Source organism: Rhodococcus sp. BE178 (assembly GCF_050433545.1).
GTDB lineage: Bacteria > Actinomycetota > Actinomycetes > Mycobacteriales > Mycobacteriaceae > Prescottella.
The window spans coordinates 42016-64190 of the sequence record NZ_JBNPXA010000015.1 but is presented as its reverse complement, the minus strand read 5'-3'; the positions used below and the strand labels follow the sequence as shown (position 1 = coordinate 64190).

The following is a 22175-nucleotide window of genomic DNA, read 5'->3' as shown; positions in this document are numbered from 1 at the left end:
GCCCCGCCAGCTCCCTCGACATCGGGGATCGGGCGGGGCCTTCCGGTAGAGCAGGGACCTTCCGGTCCGCTAGGACTTGCTGTCTTCCAGGACCGCGGTGGCGTGCTTGCCGCCGTGTCCGATACCGACATGAGCCTCGTCGCGCAGGCGCTCGACCATGTGCGGGTAGTGCAGCTCGAACGCCGGACGCTCCGAACGGATCCGGGGCAGCTCGGTGAAGTTGTGGCGCGGCGGCGGGCAGGTGGTGGCCCACTCGAGCGAGTTGCCGTAGCCCCACGGGTCGTCGACCTTGACGACCTCGCCGTACCGGTAGCTCTTGAAGACGTTCCACAGGAACGGCAGCGTCGAGGCACCGAGGATGAACGAGCCGATCGTGGAGATCGTGTTCAGCGTGGTGAAGCCGTCGCTGGGCAGGTAGTCCGCGTAGCGACGCGGCATGCCCTCGGCACCGAGCCAGTGCTGGACCAGGAAGGTGGAGTGGAAGCCGACGAACGTGGTCCAGAAGTGCCACTTCGCGAGGCGCTCGTCCATCATGCGGCCGGTCATCTTCGGGAACCAGAAGTAGATACCCGCGTAGGTGGCGAACACGATGGTGCCGAAGAGCACGTAGTGGAAGTGCGCGATCACGAAGTACGTGTCGGTGACGTGGAAGTCGATCGGCGGGCTTGCGAGCAGGACGCCCGACAGGCCACCGAAGAGGAAGGTCACGAGGAAGCCGACCGAGAACAGCATCGGCGACTCGAACGTCAACTGTCCCTTCCACATCGTTCCGATCCAGTTGAAGAACTTCACACCGGTCGGGACCGCGATGAGGAACGTCATGAAGGAGAAGAACGGCAGCAGGACGGCGCCCGTCGCGTACATGTGGTGCGCCCACACGGCGATCGACAGGGCCGCGATGGCCATCGTGGCGTACACCAGACCGCTGTAACCGAAGATCGGCTTACGCGAGAAGACCGGGAAGATCTCCGAGACGATGCCGAAGAACGGCAGCGCGATGATGTACACCTCGGGGTGACCGAAGAACCAGAACAGGTGCTGCCACAGCAGGACGCCACCGGTTGCCGGGTCGAAGATGTGGCCACCGAGGTGACGGTCGACGAACAGGCCCATGAACGCGGCGGTGAGCAGCGGGAACGCCAGCAGGATGAGGATGGCGGTGATGAGGATGTTCCACGTGAAGATCGGCATCCGGAACATGGTCATGCCCGGTGCGCGCAGGCACACGATGGTGGTGATGAAGTTGACGCCACCGAGGATGGTGCCCAGACCGGCAACCGCGAGGCCCAGGATCCACAGGTCCGCACCGATGCCGGGCGAGTGCAGCTCGCTCGTCAGCGGGGTGTAGGCGGTCCAGCCGAAGTCGGCCGCGCCACCCGGAGTGATGAAGCCGGCGGTGGTGATGATGGCGCCGAACAGGTACAGCCAGTAGCTGAACGAGTTCAGACGCGGGAACGCCACGTCGGGCGCGCCGATCTGCAGCGGAACGATGTAGTTGGCGAAGCCGAACACGACCGGGGTCGCGTACAGCAGCAGCATGATCGTGCCGTGCATCGTGAACAGCTGGTTGAACTGCTCGTTGGACAGGAACTGCAGGCCCGGAACAGCGAGTTCGGTTCGCATCAGCAGGGCCATGAGGCCACCGATGAGGAAGAAGGCGAACGACGTCACCAGGTACATGATCCCGAGCACCTTGGGGTCGGTGGTCGTGATCATCTTGTAAATGAACGAGCCCTTGGGTCCCTGCCGTGGCGGGTAAGGCCTCGCTGCTATCTCTGGGACTGGCTGGGGCGCTACGGCAGTCACTAATCCTCCTGAATGTGCCCTTGATCGCTCCGCAGGCTCCGCTCTGAGCGCCGATCCCGGGCTGGCGAGATAGGCGTTCGCTGGCTTGCGCTCATCGAATCGTAGACGGTGCCTTCGGGGCCCGCGGACCGGGTCCTACTCCCTGTCGTACTCGGGCCGTAGTTCCCTCGGCCCACAGAGCCGCGAGCAGGACTTTAGTCCCCCACCGGACCATCCGCCGGATGCGTCACGGCGTGTCGGTGCGGGTCGACCGACGCCCGAGCGTCACACCACAGAAGTCGACCACCGGGAACCCCACCTCCCCGATTGTTAAGGTTTTGCTTACCTAACCCCCTTCCTCTTGGAGTCTCGACCCGTGCACACACAGACCCGACGCCGCACCCTCACGTCCCTGGCCGCAGTCGGCGTGGCCGTCAGCCTCGCCCTCACCGGTTGCTCGTCCAGCGGGAGCACCGCCGATACAACGGCGTCCGCGACCGACGAGTTCCCGCGGACCGTCCAGCACTTCCGCGGCGCGACCGACATCGACGCCCAGCCGCAGCGGATCGTCACGCTCGACAACAGCTACGCGGACGCCGTCCTGCTGCTCGAGTCCCCTCTCGTCGGCTACGTCGACTACCGCGGACAGGGCCTGCCCGACTACCTCGGCGACGCACGCGACAAGTACGCCGCCGACGCCACCTCGGTCGGCAAGGTGTCCAACGCGAGCCTCGAGAAGGTCGCGCAGCTGCAGCCGGACCTGATCCTCTCCGCCGAGGTCCGCGACGGAAAGAACTACGAGGCGCTCTCCACCCTCGCCCCGACGGTGTTCTCCCAGTCGACCGGCCCCACGTGGAAGGACAACATCCGCCTCGTCGCGAAGGCTCTCGGCAAGGAGGATCTGGCCGAGCAGAAGATCGGCGAATACGAGGCCCGGGCGAAGGCGATCGGCGACGAGATCAACGCCAAGGCGGACAACCCCGACGTCTCCGTCGTGCGCTTTGCCGGCGAGCCGACCGCCCGCCTCTACCGGACGACGTCGTTCAGCGGCATCGTCCTCGCCGACGCCGGACTGGCCCGGCCGGACAGCCAGGGTCCGGACCCGGCCGACGCCGGCAGCATCATGAATTCGATCAGCCCCGAGCGGATCAACGAGGCCGACGCCGACGTCATCTTCGTCGCGACGTACGAGGATCCCGAGGGCAAGTCGATGAAGGCGGCGGAGGCCTTCCTGCAGAACCCGCTGTGGGGGACGCTGAAGGGCCGCATCGTGGAGGTCGACGACGCGATGTGGATGACGCCGGTCAGCATCCAGGGCGCGCACAAGATCCTCGACGACCTCGCGCAGGCATTCGGGGTGGATCCGCACAACGGCTAACCTGAGTCGGCCGCACCCGCCGAGCTCGTCGAACAGGAAGTCGTCGCATTGTCCAGTTCCCAGCCCGTCCGCACCGTCCGTCGAACCGCCGTGGCCGCGATGGCGGCCGCGACGCTGGTGGGACTCGCCGGCTGCAGCAACACGCCGGACGACGACGCGAGCACGATCGTGCGGACCACGACGAAGATCGCCGGCGCGGGTGTCGTGGGCATCGAACGCGACACCCACGCCGCGTGTGCGCCGGCCACCCCGGCCGACCCCGGGGCCCCGGATCCGCAGCGCATCGTCGTACTCGACAGCGCCGCAATGGATTCGGTGTGCGCACTGGGACTGTGGCAGCGCGTCGTGGGTGCCGCGACGTCCGACGCCGGAACCCCGCAGCCGTCGTACCTCGGTGCCGGGGTCTCGGCGCTGCCGAACGTCGGACCCGCCGGCTCCCCCGACGTCGGCCTGATCGCGGCGGCCGCCCCCGACCTGATCCTGGGCTCCGAACCGGCCGATCCGGCACTCGCCGACCGCCTTCGGGCGGTGGCACCCACCGTGTTCGTCGGCGCCGACCCGGTGCAGTGGAAGGACCGCTTCCTCGCATCGGGGAAGGCGCTGGGTCGCGGCATCTCCGCGCAGCAGGCTCTCGACGCCTACACCGCGGATGCCAACCGAGTCGGGGCCGAGATCAACGCCCGGCAGACGCAGGCGTCGGTGGTCCGGTTCGGCTCGGATTCCTTGGCGATCGAGGGGCCGGGCAGCTTCTCGGGTCAGGTCCTGGCCGACACCGGCGTACAGCGACCGGCGTATCAGCGACTCGACGTGGCGTCCAAGGACATCGACGATCTCGGCGACGCGGAGGGCGATCTGATCTATGTCAGCTTCGACGGATCGGGCGGGCTCGAACACGGAACGTCCGTCATGGAGTCCGACGACTGGCACGAACTCGGTGCCGTGACCGACAAGCGCGTCTTCGCCGTCGACGACGCGATCTGGAACGACGGCAACGGCCTCGTCGCGGCACGGGCGGTCGTCACCGACCTGCAGCGCAGCCTCAACGAGTACGTCAGCTAGGCCGACGATGCCGGTCCCCGAATTCGTTGCGGCCCTACGTGAACACGTCGGTCACACCCCGCTGTTCCTGTCGGGCGTCAGCGCCGTCGTGATCGACGACGACGGTCGCCTCCTGCTCACCCAGCGGGCCGACAACGGCCGGTGGGCCGTCGTCTCCGGCATCCTCGAACCCGGCGAGAAACCCGGCGCCGCCGTACTGCGGGAGATCCGCGAGGAAACCGGGGTGGACGCGGAACTGGTGCGTGTCACCAGCGTCGACACCGCCGGCCCCGTCACGTATCCCAACGGCGACATCGCCAGCTATCTCGACGTGTGCTTCCTCGTGCGCGCCGTGTCGGGTGAGGCGCGCGTCGCGGACGAGGAGAACCTCGACGTGCGTTGGTTCTCGCCCGACGGCCTCCCCGCCGACCTGACCGAGTCGTCACGGATGCGGATCGAGAAGGCGCTCGGCGACGACCCGCGGGCCTGGTTCGTCCGCGAGTGAGTGCGTCACTCCCCCTCAGCCTTTCGCGGTCTCCCACAACCCCATGACGTTGCCCTCGGTGTCCCGGAAGTAGGCGGCGAAGCCCATCTCGCCGACGGGCTGCTTCGCCGAGACCGTCGCGCCACCGAGCGACTCGATCTTCGCGAGCGCGGCATCGATGTCGGGGACGTCGATCGTGATCACCGGCCCCTTGGGATCCTGGTCCGCGCGCCGGAACATGCCGCCACCGATGTACCCGGGTTCGGTCGGCATCCCCGAATCCTCGACCGGCCCGGTGGACACGCCGGTGTACTCGAGCTCGGGCATCTCGGTGACGTTCCAGCCGAATGCCACCTTGTAGAAACTTCGTGCCCGGTCACCGTCGTCGAACGGTACCTCGAAATGCACTACTCGACCACTCATTGCCGTCTCCTCGATCGTCGTCGGGCATCGTCGGCTCGGTCCTACAACCTCGACACTAGGCGCGGCTCACCTCCGCGACAACGGTCCGAACGAAACCTGGCCCTCGCCATTGCCTTTCGCGGCAGCTTCCGTCACTCTTCTGCGGTGACCACATCAGGGTTCGACGCAACCAGGCCCCCGGGAACGACACCGGTGCCGACGGAACTTCCGGACAAGCACGGCGAGTCGGACGACCCGCGGTATCCGTCGCCGCGCCAACTGCGTCAGGCGATCGCCTTCGTCATCGACCTCGTCCTGCACATCGCAGTCGGCGTCGTCGGAATGATCGTGTGCCTCGATATTCCGGCAGTGTCGGATTGGGCACCGCTCGCGCTCCCGATCGGATGGATCCTCGCGTCACTCCTGCAGCGCGTCGTGGCCCAGCGAATCTTCCACACGACCGTCGGCAAGGCACTGACCGGCGTGTGTGTCATCCGCCCGTCCGACGGGCAGTGGCCGACCACCGGCTGCCTGCTGAAGTGGTGGCTGATCGGGGCGTTCGACGTGGTCGGCACCTTCACGGACAGCACGTGGTTGGGCGACTACGACGACTCGCCGGCCGTCGTCCGCCGCAGGGACGTCACCCTTCCCTGAAAACACCGACGGCCGAATGTCACACCGGTTCAGTCCAACTGAACCGGTGTGACATTCGGCCGAAGTGGTGCGGGTGGGCTAGAAGTCCCAGTCCTCGTCCTCGGTGTTGACAGCCTTGCCGATGACGTAGCTCGAACCGGAGCCCGAGAAGAAGTCGTGGTTCTCGTCCGCGTTGGGCGAGAGCGCCGACAGGATCGCCGGGTTGACGTCCGTCTCGTCCTTCGGGAACAGGCCCTCGTAACCGAGGTTCATCAGCGCCTTGTTGGCGTTGTAGCGCAGGAACTTCTTGACGTCCTCGGTGAGCCCGACCTCGTCGTACAGGTCCTGCGTGTACTCGACCTCATTGTCGTACAGCTCGAACAGCAGCTCGAACGTGTAGTTCTTGAGATCGTCCTTCTCGGCCTGGGTCAGCTGCTCGAGTCCGCGCTGGTACTTGTAGCCGATGTAGTAGCCGTGCACGGCCTCGTCACGGATGATGAGGCGGATCATGTCGGCCGTGTTGGTGAGCTTGGCCCGCGAGGACCAGTACATCGGCAGGTAGAAGCCCGAGTAGAACAGGAAGCTCTCGAGCAGCGTCGAGGCGACCTTGCGCTTGAGCGGGTCGTCACCGCGGTAGTAGTCGAGGACGATCTGCGCCTTGCGCTGCAGGTTCGGGTTCTCCTCCGACCAGCGGAACGCGTCGTCGATCTCGCGCGTGGTGCACAGGGTCGAGAAGATCTGCGAGTAGCTCTTCGCGTGCACCGACTCCATGAACGCGATGTTGGTGAGCACGGCCTCCTCGTGCGGGGTGACCGCATCGGGGATCAGGCTCACGGCACCGACGGTGCCCTGGATGGTGTCGAGCAGCGTCAGGCCGGTGAACACGCGCATCGTGAGCTGCTGCTCGTTCGGCGTGAGAGTGGCCCACGACTGGATGTCGTTGGACACCGGCACCTTCTCCGGCAGCCAGAAATTGCCGGTGAGGCGATCCCACACCTCGGCGTCCTTGTCGTCGGGCACGCGATTCCAGTTGATCGCCGACACGCGACTGACCAGCTTGATCTTCTCGCTCACGATTCCCTCACTTCGTTCAAGCTCTTCACTACGGTCACAGCATGCACGAGACGCAACCCTCGACCTCGGTGCCCTCGAGTGCCATCTGACGCAGGCGGATGTAGTACAGCGTCTTGATGCCCTTGCGCCACGCGTAGATCTGCGCGCGGTTGACGTCACGCGTGGACGCGGTGTCCTTGAAGAACAGCGTCAGCGACAGGCCCTGGTCGACGTGCTGCGTGGCCGCAGCGTAGGTGTCGATGATCTTCTCGTACCCGATCTCGTACGCGTCCTGGTAGTACTCCAGGTTGTCGTTCGTCAGGTACGGCGCCGGGTAGTAGACGCGACCGATCTTGCCTTCCTTGCGGATCTCGATCTTCGCGGCCACCGGGTGGATCGAGCTGGTGGAGTTGTTGATGTACGAGATCGAGCCGGTCGGCGGGACGGCCTGCAGGTTCTGGTTGTAGATGCCGTACTTCTGCACCGACGCCTTGAGCTCACGCCAGTCGTCCTGCGTCGGGATGTGCACGCCGGCGTCCGCGAACAGCGCACGCACCCGCTCGGTGGCGGGCTCCCACACCTGGTCGGTGTACTTGTCGAAGTACTCACCCGACGCGTACTTGGACTGCGGGAAGCCCTTGAAGTGGGTGCCGCGTTCCTTCGCGATCTCGTTCGACGCACGGACCGCGTGGAACACGACCGTGTAGAAGTAGATGTTCGTGAAGTCGACGCCCTCTTCGGAGCCGTAGTGGATCCGCTCGCGAGCGAGGTAGCCGTGCAGGTTCATCTGCCCCAGGCCGATCGCGTGAGAGTCGTTGTTGCCCTGCTCGATCGACGGCACCGAGTAGATGTGGGTCTGATCCGAGACGGCGGTCAGCGCGCGGATCGACGTCTCGATCGTCTTCGCGAAGTCCGGCGAGTCCATCGTCTTGGCGATGTTCAGCGAGCCGAGGTTGCACGAAATGTCCTTGCCGACATGGCTGTAGGACAGGTCGTCGTTGAACGTCGACGGCGTCGAGACCTGCAGGATCTCCGAGCACAGGTTGGAGTGCGTGATCTTGCCCTCGATCGGGTTCGCCCGGTTCACCGTGTCCTCGAACATGATGTACGGGTAGCCCGACTCGAACTGCAGCTCGGCGAGGGTCTGGAAGAACTCACGCGCCTTGATCTTCGACTTGCGGATCCGCTTGTCGTCGACCATCTCGTGGTACTTCTCGCTGACGTTGATGTCCGCGAACGGCACACCGTAGATGCGCTCGACGTCGTACGGCGAGAACAGGTACATGTCCTCGTTCTTCTTCGCGAGCTCGAACGTGATGTCCGGGATCACGACGCCCAGCGACAGCGTCTTGATGCGGATCTTCTCGTCCGCGTTCTCACGCTTGGTGTCGAGGAACCGGTAGATGTCCGGATGGTGGGCGTGCAGGTACACCGCGCCGGCGCCCTGACGCGCACCGAGCTGGTTGGCGTACGAGAACGAGTCCTCGAGCAGCTTCATGATCGGGATGACGCCGGAGCTCTGGTTCTCGATCTTCTTGATCGGGGCGCCGTGCTCTCGAACGTTACTGAGCAGCAACGCAACTCCGCCGCCGCGCTTGGACAGCTGCAGGGCCGAGTTGATCGAACGACCGATCGACTCCATGTTGTCCTCGATGCGCAGCAGGAAGCACGACACGGGCTCGCCGCGCTGCTTCTTGCCGGAGTTGAGGAACGTCGGGGTGGCCGGCTGGAAGCGACCGGCGATGATCTCGTCGACCAGCTCGGTCGCGAGCGTCTCGTCGCCCGCGGCGAGCGTGAGCGCAACCATGCAGACGCGGTCCTCGAAACGCTCGAGGTAGCGCTTACCGTCGAACGTCTTGAGGGTGTAAGAGGTGTAGTACTTGAAGGCACCGAGGAACGTCGGGAAGCGGAACTTCTTCGCGTACGCACGGTCGATCAACGACTTCACGAACTCGCGGGAGTACTGGTCGAGCACCTCGGGCTCGTAGTAGTTCTCCTTGACCAGGTAGTCCAGCTTCTCGTCCAGGTTGTGGAAGAAGACCGTGTTCTGGTTGACGTGCTGGAGGAAGTACTGGTTGGCCGCCTCGCGGTCCTTGTCGAACTGGATCTCACCGTTCGGTCCGTACAGGTTCAGCATCGCGTTGAGCGCGTGGTAGTCCAGCTCCCCCGCCGACGCGTCGGGTCGTGCCGCAGCGCGCTCTACACTCCCAGCCGGGGCTGAATCTGTGATGGTCGGTGCCACTGTTCACTCTCCATGAATTGTTCGAGGCCCTCGCGCACGGCGATGACATCCTCTGGTGTTCCCATTAGTTCGAAGCGGTACAGGTACGGCACCTGACACTTCTGAGAGATCACGTTCCCGGCGAAGCAGTACGACTCGCCGAAGTTCGTGTTGCCGGCAGCAATCACCCCGCGGATGAGCGAGCGATTGTGCTTGTTGTTCAAGAATCGGATGACCTGCTTGGGCACGTAACTCGTGTCGCGCCCCATCGCCGTCGTGCCGCCCCCATAGGTGGGGAGGATCAGGACGTAGGGCTCGTCGACTCCGAACGCGCCTTCACGGTCATGGAGCGGGATGCGCGCGGCGGGGACACCGAGCCGCTGGACGAATCGGTGTGTGTTCTCCGACACGCTGGAGAAGTACACCAGCGATGCCATCGGTGTTCACCCTCTTACTCGAGCTGAGATTCGACCGGCCCCGCGACGCTTCAAGCAGCGTTTGCGGTGAGGGTCTTGATGCGATCGGGACGGAAGCCCGACCAGTGGTCGTCACCGGCCACCACGACGGGGGCCTGGAGGTATCCGAGGGCCATCACGTAGTCGCGTGCCTCGGGGTTCTCGGAGATGTCGACGATGTCGTATTCGAGACCGGCCTTGTCGAGGGCGCGGTAGGTGGCATTGCACTGAACGCAGGCGGGCTTGGTGTAGACGGTGATGCTCATGATGGTCCCTCTTTCCACGGCCTGACGAGCTACGGATGCGTGCTCTGCATGCCGAGGAAAAGAGCCTGTTTTCCGACCCGGGATCCGTTTCGTTCCCGTTGTGCCCCTCGGCTGTGTAGACACTACACCTAGTGGCCGACAGAAACGCACAACCCGAGATCTTGTGAGTGACACGGTTGATATTCGCAGGTTGACCCCCTCCCGGCGGCGCGCCGAGACCCACTTTCGGCGTGTCGCAGATCACGTTTGCGCCGGTGATTTCGGTCACCTCCGAACCGTCTCGGACGCGCCCCGGACGCGACACGCCGCGGACACGCCGAAGACGCGCCGGCGGTGCCGTCACAAGCACCCTCGACGTGTGTTCACGGACACACTCACAACCCCTCGCCGCCCCACTCGCGCAAACGTCGGGAGCGCCGGTGCGGATGCCGGCCCCAGGTTTGGGGCGGAGGGGTCCGGACGTCGCGCCGACCACCCCGAGCGACGCACCCCGCGGCGCGTAACTGGCCGGTAACTGGCAGGCGGCTTCCGCCGTCGCCGCACCGCGGTGTGCCAATGTGATCAGGTGCCGTCGAACGAGAGCCCCTACTACTTCGCGACCGTGTCGCGGGTAGTTCGCGTGACGCCCAACATGCAACGGATCACCCTCGCCGGCGGCGACCTGACCCGCTTCACCTCGAGCGGCGACCCCGACGAGCGGCTCCTGGTGGTGTTCCCGCCCGACGGCACGGACCGCCCGCCCGCGCCGGAACCCGTCGGAGACGGATGGGACTTCCCCGGCACGGAGAGTCCCGAGATGCGCAGCTACACCGTTCGCCGCTGGGACGCCGCAACCCACGAGATGGACATCGACTTCGCCGTGCACGACGGCGGCGCCGCCGTGCGATGGGCCCTGCAGGCGCGCCCGGGGCAGGCGCTCGGGGTGACGACGGCGTCCGGCTGGTACCGCCCGCCGACCGAATCACGCTGGCAGCTGCTGATCGCGGACATGACCGCGCTACCCGCAGTGGTGCGCATCGTCGAGGGCCTCGAGCCCGGCACGCGCGTCCACGTGATCGCGGAAGTCACGACGGCCGCGGACGCGCAACGCCTCGACACCGCCGGCGACGTCACGTTCACGTGGCTGCACGGCACCGGCAACGGCGTCGGGCCCAGCGCCCTCGCCGCCGCCGCGAGGTCGTGGACCCCACCCGACGGCCCCGGCTACGTGTGGTTCGCCGGTGAGGCAGGCCTCTCGCGCGAGGTGCGCCGGTGGGTGCGGCACGACCTGGGCTGGCCGTCCGACCGGTACGACGTCATCGGCTACTGGCGCGCCGACAAGGAGGCCTGGACCGCGCGGTACGAGCAGGCGCGCGAGCAGATCGAGGCGGCTCAGCTGGCGGCACTGACCGCGGGCGGCGACTTCGACTCGGTCCGCGACGCCGTCGACGCGGCGATGGAGCAGGCCGGGCTGTGAGCACTTCCTGAAACGCCGAATGTCACATACGTTCAGTCGAACTGAACGCATGTGACATTCGGCGAAAAGGACGTCAGGCGTTCGCGAGGGCCTCGGACGCCTCGGACGCCTCGACCAGCGCGGCGACGACGCCGGCGACCTGCTGCGCAACCTCGGCGTTCTCACGCGGGTGCTGGTCGCCGAACTTCTGGATGGTGCCGCCGATGGAGAGTTCGACGTCGAGCACGTTGCCGCCGGCGATGCCGAGAGCCTTGCGGGTGTCGTCGTGCGCCCACTTGGCGGCGTTGGGGCTCGGGGACGCGCTGATCACGGCGACCGGCTTGTCCTTGACGGCGCCGGTGCCGTACGGACGCGACAGCCAGTCGATGCCGTTCTTCAGGACGGCGGGGATGGTCCCGTTGTACTCCGGGGTGACCAGGAGCAGGGCGTCCGACTCGGCCGCAGCCGCGCGCAGCTCATCGGCGCCGGGGATCATGGCACCGGGGACGTCGACGTCCTCGTTGTAGAAGGGGAGGTCGCCGAGACCCTCGTAGATGGTGAGCTCGACACCCTCGGGTGCGACAGCTGCCGCGGTCTCCGCGACCTGACGGTTGACGGAGCCGGCACGGAGGCTGCCGACGAGGACGAGAACGCGGGACTGAGACATGGGAAGTTCCTTCGGTGATCCGGTCGATAACGCCGTGGACATGTATAGCAGCACAAACGGACCGCGGTCCACTTGCATTCCCGCCTGGGCTACGATGCTCACGTGAACAGCCCGCTGCTTCCGCTGGTGGACGCCGAGATCCCCGAGCGATGTGATGCCGCCCGCAATCGGAAACTGCTCCTCGACGCTGCCGCTCGACTGGTCGCCGAGCGAGGCGTCGACGCCGTGACGATGGAGGCCGTCGCCGCCACGGCCGGAGTCGGCAAGGGCACCGTCTTCCGCCGCTTCGGCAGCCGCTCGGGCCTGATGAACGCGCTGCTCGACCACACCGAGCGCGAACTGCAGCACGCCTTCATGTTCGGGCCCGCACCGCTCGGGCCGGGCGCCGACCCCGTCGTCCGCCTCGTCGCGTTCGGGCGTGCACGCCTCGACATGGTCGCCGTCCAGGGAGACATCCTGCGGGCCGCCGAGGACTCCCCCGAGTTCCGGTTCGCCGGTCCGGCCCGGGCCGTGAGCCTGCGACACATCGTGACGCTCCTCACCGTCGCGGGCGTCGACGGGGACACCGAACTTCTCGGCACAGCCCTGCTGGCACCGCTCGAGGCGAGCCTCGTGCTGCACCAGATCCGCACCCTCGGAATGTCGGAGAGACGGATCGCCGACGCCTGGGAAGACCTGGCCCGCAGGATCACCCGTTCGGCGCCGCCCGCCGACTAGGGTGTGGTCATGCGCACGTCGTTGGTCGTCCTCGCCCTCCTGTCTGCAGCCACGCTGACCGCGTGTGGCAGCAGCACCGACGGTGCGGATGCCGGGACGACGTCCGCGAGCACGTCGGCGTCGGCCGCTGCTGCGCCCGAGGACGCGCTGTGGGGGCACACATACCTCTCGGTCGCCGTCACCGGTACCGCCATCCCCGGCGGCGGCCCGCTCGAGGTCGCCTTCCCCGAGAAGGGGAACATCGCGATGAGCGCGGGCTGCAACCGCGGCGTGAGCAGCGTCGACCTGTCCGGCGGAGTCGTGAAGACCGGTCCGATCGCGACCACCATGATGGCCTGCCCGGGCGACCTCGCGGGCGCCGACAAGTGGATGACCGACCTGTTCGCCACCCAACCGTCGTGGACGCTGACCGGCGACATCCTTACGCTCTCGTCTCCCGGAACCACCGTCACGCTCGCCGACAAGAAGACCGCGAATCCGGATCGCCCGCTCGTCGGAACGACGTGGGTGGTCGACTCGCTGATCGGCCCGAACGCGATCTCGACGTCGGCGGCCCTCGAGACGTCGGCACCGACGTTGACGATCGGCGACAACGGGCAGGCCACCGGATCCACCGGATGCAATCGTTTCAACGGTCCCGCCCAGGTCGGCGAGGGCACCGTCACGTTCGGTCCGCTGGCCACCACCAGGATGGCGTGCCCGACGGACGTCGCCGAGGTGGAGCAGGCCGTGCGGCACGTCCTCGACGGCGAGGTCACCTACACGATCGACGGCGACACCATGAAGCTGATGCGCGCCGACGGCACCGGCCTGGGACTGCGCGGCCAGTAGGCGACCACGCCGACGTCAAAGCGTCTCGCGCAGCCACTCCCCGAGCACCCGCGCGCTCGCGTCCACCTGCGCCGGCCAGTCCATCGCCGAGTCGTCGGCCTGATCGCTGACGTGCTTGACCAGTCGGCAACGCGCACCGACCTGCGCGCACGCGAACGCGACGGCGAACCCCTCCATGTCGACCAGGTCGGCCCGGGCGGCGAGTGCATCGCGGATCTCGCCGTCGGAGATGAACGAATCCCCCGTCGCGAGGACCGAGCCGTCGCCGTCCTCGACCTCGATGACGTCACGCACGGGGTGACCGAGCGAGCGCAGCACCTCGCTGCTGATGTCGTGGTTGAGGACCGCCGACGGCAGGTAGAGGCCGCTGTGATGGGTATGCAGGGCGCCGGCGGTACCGATGTTCACCACGAGCGGCAGCCGATCCGGATCGCATTTCGCGAGTGCGTGCGTGACCGCGACCGCCGCGGCCACCTTGCCGATGCCCGTCACGACGACGTCGAGGCCGTCCGGAACGTGCGCCGCCTCGCCTGCCGTGGCGCTCACCACGAGGATGCCGGTGCTGCCGGTGCTGCTCATCAGGGTCTCCCGTGTTTCTCTGCCGACGCCGGTGGGCGTGCGGAATCACATCCTGCCGTGCCGGTTCGCGTTGCTGCACACCCGACCCGTGCTCGCTACAGTTCTGCCATGGCAATTTCGCGCGCCCGGATCATCGAGGAACTCGGCGTCGAGTCGACGATCGATCCGGCAGCCCAGATCCGCAACCGTGTGCAGTTCATCAAGGACTACCTGCGGTCCACCCCGGCGAAGGGCTTCGTGCTCGGAATCAGCGGCGGCCAGGACAGCACGCTCGCCGGCCGACTGACCCAGTTGGCGGTCGAGGAGCTGCGCGCCGAGGGCCACACCGCCGAGTTCGTCGCGGTCCGCCTGCCGTACGGATCGCAGTTCGACGAGCACGACGCGCAGGTGGCCCTGAAGTTCATCGGACCGGACCGGTCGCTGACCGTGAACGTCAAACCGGGTGCCGACGCGACCATCGCCGAGGCCTCACAGGCCATGCGAGGACTGCTGGGCGACGGCGGGCTGCTGCGAGACTTCGTGCGCGGCAACATCAAGGCGCGCGAGCGCATGATGATCCAGTACGCGGTCGCGGGCGAGCTCGGCTACCTGGTGGTGGGTACGGATCATGCCGCGGAGGCGCTCACCGGGTTCTTCACCAAGTTCGGCGACGGCGGCGTCGACCTCACCCCGCTGACGGGACTCACCAAGCGGCAGGGCGCGGCACTGCTGCGCGAACTCGGCGCCCCCGACTCGACGTGGCGCAAGGTGCCGACCGCGGACCTCGAGGACGACCGGCCCTCACTGCCGGACGAGGTGGCGCTCGGGGTCACCTACCACCAGATCGACGACTTCCTCGAGGGCCGGGACGTCACCGACGAAGTGGCCGAGAAGCTGGAGCGGATGTACCGCAACACCCGCCACAAGCGGACGGTTCCGGTGACTCCGCTCGACACGTGGTGGCGCGAGGACTGACGATCCACGACCGAGGGGGGATCCATGACCAGATTTCTGGTGGCGGGCGGCACCGGTGTCGCCGGGCGGTCCGTGGTCGCCGAACTGCTGCGCCGCGGCGAGCCGGTGCGGGTGCTCAGCCGCCACGGCGGGGCGCCGAGCAACGGTCTCGAGCACGCCGCCGGGGATCTGGTGAGCGGTGAGGGACTCGCGGCCGCCCTCGACGGCGTGGATGTCGTGATCGACACCACCGACGGCAAGACCCGCAGTACCCGGGCGGTGTTCACGACCGGCGCGACCAACCTGCTCGCCGCCGCGCGGTCGGCGGGCGTCTCCCGCGCGGTGCTGCTCTCGATCGTCAATGTCGACCGCGGGACGTTCGCGTACTACCGGGCCAAGACACAGCAGGAACGGCTGTACAGCGACTCACCGCTGCCGACGCAGGTGGTGCGCGCGACGCAGTTCCACGAGTTCGTCCCGATGATCTGCGCGCCGGCGTCGAAGGTCGGGCTGATCCCCGCGTTCACCCGCACCCGGTTCCAGCCGATCGACACCGCCGACATCGCCCGCGCGCTGGTCGACGCCGCCGTCGCGGATCGGGTGTCCAACGACCCGACGACGATCGGCGGACCCGAGGTCCTGACGATGCGTGAGATGGCACTCGCGTGGAAGGCGGCCACCGGCGCCCGCGGCCGGGTCACGAACCTTCCCATGCCCGGCAACATGGGCACCTTCTGGAGGAACGGTTGGAACCTGGTGCCGGACAAGACGTTCGGCACCGTCACCTTCGCCGAATGGCTGCGCGGCCGGTGAGCCGCAGAGCTATCCGCCCGCGAACGGCGGCAGCACGTCGACCTGCGCGCCGACCGGTCGCGACAGGTCGCGGGTGAGCTCGGAATCGACCAGGTACGCCGCGACGCCCAGGATCTTCTCCATCCCGGCGCCGTAGCGGTCGACGAGTACCGCCGTCAGGTCCGCGAGATCGGCGTCCATCGGCACCGACAACGTCTCCGTCGTGCAGTCGGCCGCCTCGGCCGCCGCCGCGAAGTACCGCACCTCCACCGTGCGCACCGCCCCGAGTGTGTCAGCCACCGATCGCTCCCATGCTGCGTTGCGGGGGAACGAATCCCGCCGCGTTGATGCCGTGACCGGCCCACTTGTCCCACATCGCCGCGCGCCACAACTGCGCGAGTTCCTCGTCGTCGGCACCGGAGCGCAGCGCGTCCCGCAGGTCCACCTCGCGATCACTGAACAGGCACGACCGGACGGTCCCCTCCGCGGTGAGCCGGGTGCGATCGCAGTCCCCGCAGAACGAGCGGGTCACCGAAGCGATGATCCCGACCGTGGCCGGACCCCCGTTCACGAGCCACTCCTCCGCGGGCGCCGACGGATCCTCGCGGCCCACCTCCCGCAGCTCGAAGCGCTCGCCGAGGACGGCGAGGAGGGTCTGCGCGTCCACCATGTTCTCCCGCGCCCATTCGTGGTCGGCATCGAGGGGCATCTGCTCGATGAACCGCAGCGCGCATCCGGAGTCGAGGCACCACTGCAGCAGATCGGCTGCCCCGTCGAGGGTTTCGGCCATCAACACCGCGTTGATCTTCAGTGGCGCGAGTCCGGCGTCCTGGGCGGCGCGGATCCCCGCGAGCACCGAGCTCAGTCGGTCACGGCGGGTCAGTTCCGCGAAGTGTGCCCGATCGACCGTGTCGAGCGAGACGTTGATCCGCGTGAGCCCGGCGCGGGCGAGGGCGTCGGCGCGGTGCTCGAGCCCCACCGCATTGGTCGTCATCGACAGGGGAATCCCAGGCACCGCGGCGGCGCAACCCGCGACGATGGTCTCGAGGTCGCGGCGCATCAGCGGCTCTCCACCGGTGAACCGGACCTCCCGTACCCCCAGCCGGTGCACGGCGACGCCGACCAGTCGGACAATCTCGTCGGCGGTGAGCAGCTGCCGCGCCGGGACCGCCGGCAGACCCTCCGCGGGCATGCAGTACGTGCAGCGCAGCGAGCACTTCTCGGTGATGGAGACCCGCAGATCTCGCGCGATCCGCCCGAAACTGTCCACCAACTCGGGAACGTCGGGACGTCCGGTCGTCGCGGGCGCGGTCCGCACAGCAGGAATGCCGACGTCCACCACCGTTCCCGTTCGTACCGCGCTCATGCCCCCCAGTATGCCGCTGTACCGCCGCCCGAGTGCGGGGAAGATGCCTAGGATTGGCACTCATGGCACAGCGTCCTGGGCACGAGCACCGCGGCACTGCGAGATCCGTCGAAGAACACGCCGCGGAGGTGGGCCGACTCCTCGCGCCGCTGCTGACGCGACCGTCCGAGACCGTGCGCCTCGACGACGCGCTGGGCCGGGTCCTGTCGTACGACATCACCTCCCCCGTCGATCTGCCACTGTTCCGCAATTCGCAGATGGACGGATTCGCGGTCGATGCCGTCTCGGTGGCGGCGGTTCCGGTGACGCTCCCGGTGGTCGGCACCGTCGCCGCCGGCCCGGCCGAGCCTGCCCCGCACGTGCCGGGAACCGCGGTGCGGATCATGACCGGGGCGGTGATTCCCGATGGCGCGGATGCCGTTGTGCCGGTGGAGGACACCGAGGTGATCGACGGAAAGGTGACCGTCAGTCGGCCCCGGGACCGCGGCGACTACGTCCGCGAGCGGGGCAGCGACGTGTGCACCGGGATGCTGCTGCTGACGGCCGGAACGCTGCTCGAACCGCGACATCTCGGGGTGCTGGCCGCGGTCGGGCTCGGGTCGGTGGCGGTGCGGACCCGGCCCCGCGTCGCGGTGATCACGACCGGCGCGGAACTGGTGGACGCCGGCACCACACCCGCGCCGGGACAGATCTACGACTCCAACGGCGCCGCGCTGTCCGCGAGCCTGCGGGCCAACGGCGCCGAGGTCGCGGTGGTGGACCGCAGCAGCGACGAGCCCGACGCCTTCGGTGCCGCGCTGCGCCGCGCGGTTGCCCGCACCGAACTGGTGATCACCTCGGGCGGGGTGTCGATGGGCGACTACGAGGTGGTCAAGGACGTCCTCACCGAACTGGGCGCACGGTTCGGTCCGGTCGCGATGCAGCCCGGCGGACCGCAGGGCCTGGCGTTGGTCGACGAGATCCCGGTCCTGACGTTCCCCGGTAACCCGGTGAGCACGATGGTCTCGTTCGAGGTGTTCCTGCGCCCGCTGCTTCGCCGCGCGGTGGGACTGCCCGCCGTGCCGACCGAGGATGCCGTGCTCGGCCACGCGGTCACGTCGATCGCGGGCAAGCGCCAGTTCCTGCGCGGCCGCCGCACCGACACCGGGGTCGAGGTGGTGTCGGGTCCCGGATCGCACCTCGTGGCGGCGTTCGCGTGGGCCGATGTACTGATAGACGTTCCCGCCGCCGTCACGTCCCTGGCGGCGGGCGATCGAGTGAAGGTGTGGCCCCTGTAGTGAGCGAACAGAACATGAGCGAGCTGAGCCATCTGGACGGCGAGGGCCGGGCCCGGATGGTGGACGTGAGCGCGAAGGCGGACACCACCCGGATCGCCGTCGCTGCCGGCGAACTGGTGACCACACCGGAGGTGGTCGCGCTGGTCCGCGCCGACGACATGCCGAAGGCCGACGTCCTCTCGACCGCGCGGATCGCGGGCATCGCCGGCGCCAAGAAGACCTCCGAGCTGATCCCGCTGTGTCACCAGCTGGCACTGTCGTCGGTCAAGGTCGAGTTCGGGTTCACCGACACCTCGATCACGATCGAGGCCACCGCGAAGACGAAGGGCCCCACCGGGGTCGAGATGGAGGCCCTCACCGCGGTCGCCGTGGCCGGCCTGACGCTGCACGACATGGTCAAGGCCGTCGACCCGGCCGCGACGCTCGACGGCGTCCGGTTGCTGACCAAGGAGGGCGGCAAGCGCGGGCAGTGGCGGCGCGACGACGCGACGCCGACCGCCGCCGCCACGGTCACCGACGTGCGGGCCGGTTCCGCGACCGTCCTCGTCGCGTCCACGGGTGGCGCGCGGGGTACCCGACCCGACACCACGGGCCCGGCGATCGTCGGCTGGCTCGAGACCCGCGGCCACACTGTCCGCGGCCCGCTGGTCTACGCCGACGCCGACATCGCGGCGGGCCTGGCCGACGCACTCTCCGACGCCCCCGCGCTGGTGATCACCACCGGCGGCACCGGGGCCTCCCCCACCGACGCGACACCCGAGGCCACGCTCGCCGTCCTCGATCGGCAACTGCCGGGCCTCGCGGAGGCCATGCGCCGGCGCGGCACCGAGGTGACCCCGCACGCGTCGCTCAGCCGCGGCGTCGCCGGGTTGGTCGGGCGCACCGTCGTGGTGAACCTGCCGGGGTCGCCGGGCGGGGTAAAGGACGGCCTGTCGGTGCTGGACCCCGTCCTCGATCACCTGTTGGCGCAGGTCGCGGGGGGCGGTGCACACGATGCGTGAGCTGCTCGCGCGCATCTGCGCCGAACCACTCGATCCAGCGGTCGTCGACGCCGCAGTCGCCGGGCCGGAGCACGGCGCTGTGGTGGTTTTCACAGGTGTCGTCCGCGACCACGACGGCGGCCGGTCGGTGTCGGCGCTCGAGTACCAGGCCCACCCGGACGCCGGACGGTTCCTCCGCCAGTGCTGCGAGCAGGTCTCCGAGCGCACCGGACTGCCCGTCGCGGCGCTACATCGGGTGGGGCAGTTGACCATCGGCGATCTGGCGTTGGTCGCTGCGGTGGCCGCACCGCACCGCACCGAGGCCTTCGCCGCGTGCGCCGAACTGGTGGAGCGGATCAAGGCCGAGGTGCCGATCTGGAAACGTCAGCGGTTCGCGACCGGCACGTCCGAATGGGTGGGTTTGTGACCCGGTCGGAGCGGCCCATCGGCCGACCCGCACAGCCCCGGATACCGGAACCCGGTATGGTGGCGAGTACTGGACGTCCGCTTGCGAGGCGTCCAGCGTCGTAGAACGCTTCACTTCGCGCCGGATCCGAGCGAGTGCTCGAATGCCCAGAGGGCATCCACGCCCGCCAACGAGTGCAGACGAGTGCACCAGCACAAGCATTTCTTGCGGCGATCGATCTTGCCTCCCGGCAATGTCGCCACCTTGTGCAGGCCGTGCACCGGGACCTCCCGGCCGTAGGCGTGCATGACGAATGCCCGAAAGGCACCGACGAACTTGTCCACCAGCGTCACCACCCCGTCCGACGAATCGGCAACTCCCTCCTTCGAGTCCCTGGGCGTCCCCGCCCCGATCGTCACCGCTCTGACCAACGGCGGCATCACCGCGCCGTTCCCCATCCAGGTCGACACCCTCCCCGACACTCTCGCCGGCCGCGACGTCCTCGGCCGCGGCAAGACCGGCAGCGGCAAGACCCTCGCGTTCTCCATCCCGCTCGCGGCCCGCCTCGCCGGCGGCAAGCGCCGCCCGGGCAAGCCCCGCGGCCTCGTCCTCGCCCCCACCCGCGAGCTTGCGACGCAGATCACCGCGACACTCGAACCCCTCGCCGACGCACACGGTCTGCGCGTCACCACCATCTTCGGCGGTGTCTCGCAGCACCGCCAGGTCAAGGCGCTCGAGGCCGGGGTCGACATCGTCGTCGCGTGCCCGGGCCGCCTCGAGGACCTGATGAAGCAGGGCTTCGTCAAGCTCGACGGCATCGAGATCACGATCCTCGACGAGGCCGACCACATGGCGGATCTCGGCTTCCTGCCCGGCGTGACCCGCATCCTCGCGGCGACGCCGGCCGGTGGCCAGCGACTGCTGTTCTCGGCGACGCTCGACAACGGCGTCGACAAGCTGGTCAAGCGGTTCCTGCAGAACGAGGTCCTGCACTCCGTCGACGAGGCGAACTCGCCGGTCGCGGCGATGACCCACCACGTCTACGACGTCTCCGGCGTCGAGGCCAAGAAGGCCCTGATCCACAAGCTGGCGTCCGGTCAGGGTCGGCGCATCTTGTTCATGCGCACCAAGCACCAGGCCCGCAAGCTCGCCCGCCAGCTCACCGAGTCGGGCATCCCGTCGGTGGACCTGCACGGCAACCTCTCCCAGGCCGCGCGCGACCGCAACCTCGCTGCCTTCTCGGAGGGCTCGGCCCGCGTGCTGGTGGCGACCGACGTCGCGGCGCGCGGCGTCCACGTCGACGAGGTCGAACTCGTGGTCCACGTCGATCCGCCGGCCGAGCACAAGGCGTACCTGCACCGCTCGGGTCGCACCGCGCGCGCCGGCAGCGCCGGCGACGTCGTCACCATCGTGCTGCCCGATCAGCGCAAGGATCTGTCCGCGCTGATGCGCAAGGCATCGATCAAGGTCACCCCGGTCCAGGTGACCGCCGACTCCGAGCACGTGATCCGTCTCGTCGGCGAGCCGGCCCCGCACGTGCCGCCGGCCCCCAAGACCGACAAGCCGGCCGGTGACGCGCGCCGCCAGCAGGGACAGCGTCCGGGCCGTGGCGGTCAGGGCGGCCAGGGCCGAAACAGCCGGGGTCCGCGAGCGGAAGGCGCCGCCACCACCGGTGGTGGACGCCGCCGCTCGGGCGGACGTCCGGGCGGCGGCAGCGGAACGGGCGCCACCGGTTCCGCCGGCTCGCAGGGCGGCGGAACCCGTCAGGCGTCGCAGGGCGGCGGCTCGCGCCGCCGCCGCGGCTGACACCCCTCAGGAACGAATCAGAAGCGTTCCCAGTGGATCGCGTCGGCCAGTGCCCGACGCGTCCGCCAGCCGAAACGCTCCAGATCGGGCACCTCCTGGAACTGGTCCACCTTGCCGACGCACAGCCACGCGATGGGGCGGACCGGGGCCGGGATGTCCAACAGTTCGGTGAGGTACTCCTCGTCGTAGAACGACACCCACCCGACGCCGATGTTCTCGGCGGCCGCGGCCAGCCAGAGGTTCTGGATGGCCAGCACCGCCGAGAACAGGCCGGTGTCGTCGATGGTGTGCCGGCCGAGGATGTTCTGGCCACCGCGCGACGGATCGTAGGTGACCACGATGCCGGTCCCGCTCTCGCGGATGCCCTCGATCTTGATGGGGTCGAACGTCTTCCGGCGATCCTCGGGCAACGAGTCGGCGAAGGCACGGCGACGGTCGGCGACGTGGTCGGCGAACGTCGCGAGGGTGTCGGGGTTGCGGACGACGATGAAGTCCCACGGCTGCGTGTTGCCGACGCTCGGTGCCGCGTGTGCCGCACCGAGCACCCGTTGCAATGTCTCGTCGGGGATCAGCTCGCCGCTGAACTCGGCGCGGACGTCACGGCGTCGGCGGATGGCTTCGTATACGGAAACAAGAGATTCGGTCACCACCCCACGGTAGCCGTCCCCGGA

Annotated in this window: 25 protein-coding genes; 13 read left to right on the top strand and 12 right to left on the bottom strand. The window is 68.2% G+C overall.

The genetic code is table 11. The features are described 5' to 3' along the window. Positions 1 to 69 precede the first annotated feature (69 nt). On the bottom strand, positions 70 to 1806 hold the full coding sequence (ctaD, locus tag J2X34_RS22615; RefSeq protein ID WP_114722548.1) for an aa3-type cytochrome oxidase subunit I: 1737 nt from the start codon (positions 1804 to 1806) through the stop codon (positions 70 to 72). A gap of 391 nt (positions 1807 to 2197) precedes the next feature. On the opposite strand from ctaD, the gene J2X34_RS22610 reads away from it, so the two are divergent. The 3 genes from J2X34_RS22610 (at position 2198) to J2X34_RS22600 (ending at position 4706) form a co-directional block, all read left to right on the top strand. Continuing rightward, positions 2198 to 3163, top strand: a complete 966-nt coding sequence (locus J2X34_RS22610; RefSeq protein ID WP_397484727.1) for an ABC transporter substrate-binding protein — start codon at positions 2198 to 2200, stop codon at positions 3161 to 3163. Positions 3164 to 3262: 99 nt separating this feature from the next. Continuing rightward, a complete protein-coding gene (locus tag J2X34_RS22605; protein WP_429519888.1) occupies positions 3263 to 4222 on the top strand; it encodes an ABC transporter substrate-binding protein in 960 nt (319 codons plus the stop codon). A 7-nt stretch (positions 4223 to 4229) separates the two neighbouring features. Next, positions 4230 to 4706, top strand: a complete 477-nt coding sequence (locus J2X34_RS22600) for an NUDIX hydrolase (protein WP_429519852.1) — start codon at positions 4230 to 4232, stop codon at positions 4704 to 4706. A 15-nt stretch (positions 4707 to 4721) separates the two neighbouring features. Here J2X34_RS22600 and J2X34_RS22595 read toward each other — a convergent pair whose 3' ends face one another. Beyond that, positions 4722 to 5108 carry a VOC family protein gene (locus J2X34_RS22595; RefSeq protein WP_429519851.1) on the bottom strand — a complete coding sequence of 129 codons (387 nt, stop codon included), beginning with the start codon at positions 5106 to 5108 and terminating at the stop codon, positions 4722 to 4724. 144 nt (positions 5109 to 5252) lie between these two features. Here J2X34_RS22595 and J2X34_RS22590 point away from each other — a divergent pair, with 144 nt between their 5' ends. Next, the gene (locus J2X34_RS22590) at positions 5253 to 5741 is read left to right on the top strand and encodes an RDD family protein (RefSeq protein ID WP_114722553.1); all 489 of its coding nucleotides are present in this window, start codon (positions 5253 to 5255) and stop codon (positions 5739 to 5741) included. A 78-nt stretch (positions 5742 to 5819) separates the two neighbouring features. Here the strand turns inward: J2X34_RS22590 and nrdF are convergent, their stop codons facing one another. Genes nrdF through J2X34_RS22570 form a run of 4 tightly spaced genes read right to left on the bottom strand, consistent with a single transcriptional unit; the run spans position 5820 to position 9715 of the window. Then, positions 5820 to 6794, bottom strand: coding sequence for a class 1b ribonucleoside-diphosphate reductase subunit beta (gene nrdF, locus J2X34_RS22585; RefSeq protein ID WP_114722554.1), 975 nt, complete (start codon positions 6792 to 6794; stop codon positions 5820 to 5822). 34 nt (positions 6795 to 6828) lie between these two features. Next, positions 6829 to 9015: a class 1b ribonucleoside-diphosphate reductase subunit alpha gene (nrdE, locus tag J2X34_RS22580; protein WP_114722555.1), complete on the bottom strand. Its 2187-nt coding sequence runs from the start codon at positions 9013 to 9015 to the stop codon at positions 6829 to 6831. Beyond that, positions 8973 to 9431, bottom strand: coding sequence for a class Ib ribonucleoside-diphosphate reductase assembly flavoprotein NrdI (gene nrdI / locus J2X34_RS22575; protein WP_114722556.1), 459 nt, complete (start codon positions 9429 to 9431; stop codon positions 8973 to 8975). The genes nrdE and nrdI overlap by 43 nt, the downstream gene beginning before the upstream one ends. Before the next feature lie 50 nt (positions 9432 to 9481). Beyond that, positions 9482 to 9715, bottom strand: a complete 234-nt coding sequence (locus tag J2X34_RS22570) for a redoxin NrdH (RefSeq protein ID WP_114722557.1) — start codon at positions 9713 to 9715, stop codon at positions 9482 to 9484. Positions 9716 to 10280: 565 nt separating this feature from the next. Here J2X34_RS22570 and J2X34_RS22565 point away from each other — a divergent pair. Further along, positions 10281 to 11171 (top strand): siderophore-interacting protein, encoded by an 891-nt coding sequence (locus J2X34_RS22565; RefSeq protein WP_429519850.1) that lies wholly within the window; start codon positions 10281 to 10283, stop codon positions 11169 to 11171. Between the two features lie 73 nt (positions 11172 to 11244). Here J2X34_RS22565 and J2X34_RS22560 read toward each other — a convergent pair whose 3' ends face one another. Next, positions 11245 to 11817: an NADPH-dependent FMN reductase gene (locus J2X34_RS22560; RefSeq protein ID WP_114722558.1), complete on the bottom strand. Its 573-nt coding sequence runs from the start codon at positions 11815 to 11817 to the stop codon at positions 11245 to 11247. A 102-nt stretch (positions 11818 to 11919) separates the two neighbouring features. Here J2X34_RS22560 and J2X34_RS22555 point away from each other — a divergent pair, with 102 nt between their 5' ends. Together J2X34_RS22555 and J2X34_RS22550 are read left to right on the top strand one after the other, a co-directional pair. Next, positions 11920 to 12534 carry a TetR/AcrR family transcriptional regulator gene (locus tag J2X34_RS22555; RefSeq protein ID WP_114722559.1) on the top strand — a complete coding sequence of 205 codons (615 nt, stop codon included), beginning with the start codon at positions 11920 to 11922 and terminating at the stop codon, positions 12532 to 12534. A 9-nt stretch (positions 12535 to 12543) separates the two neighbouring features. Continuing rightward, complete coding sequence (locus J2X34_RS22550; RefSeq protein ID WP_114722609.1) at positions 12544 to 13365, top strand: META domain-containing protein; 822 nt, start codon at positions 12544 to 12546, stop codon at positions 13363 to 13365. Positions 13366 to 13380: 15 nt separating this feature from the next. Here the strand turns inward: J2X34_RS22550 and J2X34_RS22545 are convergent, their stop codons facing one another. After that, the gene (locus tag J2X34_RS22545; RefSeq protein WP_429519849.1) at positions 13381 to 13944 is read right to left on the bottom strand and encodes a nucleosidase; all 564 of its coding nucleotides are present in this window, start codon (positions 13942 to 13944) and stop codon (positions 13381 to 13383) included. 108 nt (positions 13945 to 14052) lie between these two features. Between J2X34_RS22545 and nadE the strand changes: the two genes are divergently transcribed. Both nadE and J2X34_RS22535 read left to right on the top strand, forming a co-directional pair. After that, positions 14053 to 14898 (top strand): ammonia-dependent NAD(+) synthetase, encoded by an 846-nt coding sequence (nadE, locus tag J2X34_RS22540; protein WP_114722561.1) that lies wholly within the window; start codon positions 14053 to 14055, stop codon positions 14896 to 14898. Positions 14899 to 14922: 24 nt separating this feature from the next. After that, entirely contained in the window at positions 14923 to 15690 is a 768-nt protein-coding gene (locus J2X34_RS22535) for an SDR family oxidoreductase (RefSeq protein ID WP_429519848.1), read from the top strand. A 9-nt stretch (positions 15691 to 15699) separates the two neighbouring features. On the opposite strand, the gene J2X34_RS22530 is transcribed toward J2X34_RS22535, so the two are convergent. Beyond that, a complete protein-coding gene (locus tag J2X34_RS22530; RefSeq protein ID WP_258557957.1) occupies positions 15700 to 15969 on the bottom strand; it encodes a MoaD/ThiS family protein in 270 nt (89 codons plus the stop codon). Continuing rightward, positions 15962 to 17035, bottom strand: coding sequence for a GTP 3',8-cyclase MoaA (moaA, locus tag J2X34_RS22525; protein ID WP_429519847.1), 1074 nt, complete (start codon positions 17033 to 17035; stop codon positions 15962 to 15964). The genes J2X34_RS22530 and moaA overlap by 8 nt, the downstream gene beginning before the upstream one ends. A gap of 62 nt (positions 17036 to 17097) precedes the next feature. Here moaA and J2X34_RS22520 point away from each other — a divergent pair, with 62 nt between their 5' ends. The 3 genes from J2X34_RS22520 to J2X34_RS22510 are packed head-to-tail and all read left to right on the top strand — an operon-like array spanning position 17098 to position 19719. Beyond that, positions 17098 to 18312 (top strand): molybdopterin molybdotransferase MoeA, encoded by a 1215-nt coding sequence (locus J2X34_RS22520; protein ID WP_429519846.1) that lies wholly within the window; start codon positions 17098 to 17100, stop codon positions 18310 to 18312. Between the two features lie 14 nt (positions 18313 to 18326). Further along, on the top strand, positions 18327 to 19313 hold the full coding sequence (gene moaCB / locus J2X34_RS22515; protein WP_174914857.1) for a bifunctional molybdenum cofactor biosynthesis protein MoaC/MoaB: 987 nt from the start codon (positions 18327 to 18329) through the stop codon (positions 19311 to 19313). Further along, positions 19306 to 19719, top strand: coding sequence for a molybdenum cofactor biosynthesis protein MoaE (locus J2X34_RS22510; RefSeq protein ID WP_174911765.1), 414 nt, complete (start codon positions 19306 to 19308; stop codon positions 19717 to 19719). Before moaCB ends, J2X34_RS22510 begins: the two co-directional genes overlap by 8 nt. A 110-nt stretch (positions 19720 to 19829) precedes the next feature. On the opposite strand, the gene J2X34_RS22505 is transcribed toward J2X34_RS22510, so the two are convergent. After that, complete coding sequence (locus J2X34_RS22505; RefSeq protein WP_147283537.1) at positions 19830 to 20042, bottom strand: hypothetical protein; 213 nt, start codon at positions 20040 to 20042, stop codon at positions 19830 to 19832. On the opposite strand from J2X34_RS22505, the gene J2X34_RS22500 reads away from it, so the two are divergent. Beyond that, a complete protein-coding gene (locus tag J2X34_RS22500; RefSeq protein ID WP_258557958.1) occupies positions 20005 to 21504 on the top strand; it encodes a DEAD/DEAH box helicase in 1500 nt (499 codons plus the stop codon). The genes J2X34_RS22505 and J2X34_RS22500 overlap by 38 nt on opposite strands. A gap of 17 nt (positions 21505 to 21521) precedes the next feature. Here the strand turns inward: J2X34_RS22500 and bluB are convergent, their stop codons facing one another. After that, a complete protein-coding gene (gene bluB, locus J2X34_RS22495; RefSeq protein WP_174911768.1) occupies positions 21522 to 22151 on the bottom strand; it encodes a 5,6-dimethylbenzimidazole synthase in 630 nt (209 codons plus the stop codon). Positions 22152 to 22175 lie beyond the last annotated feature (24 nt).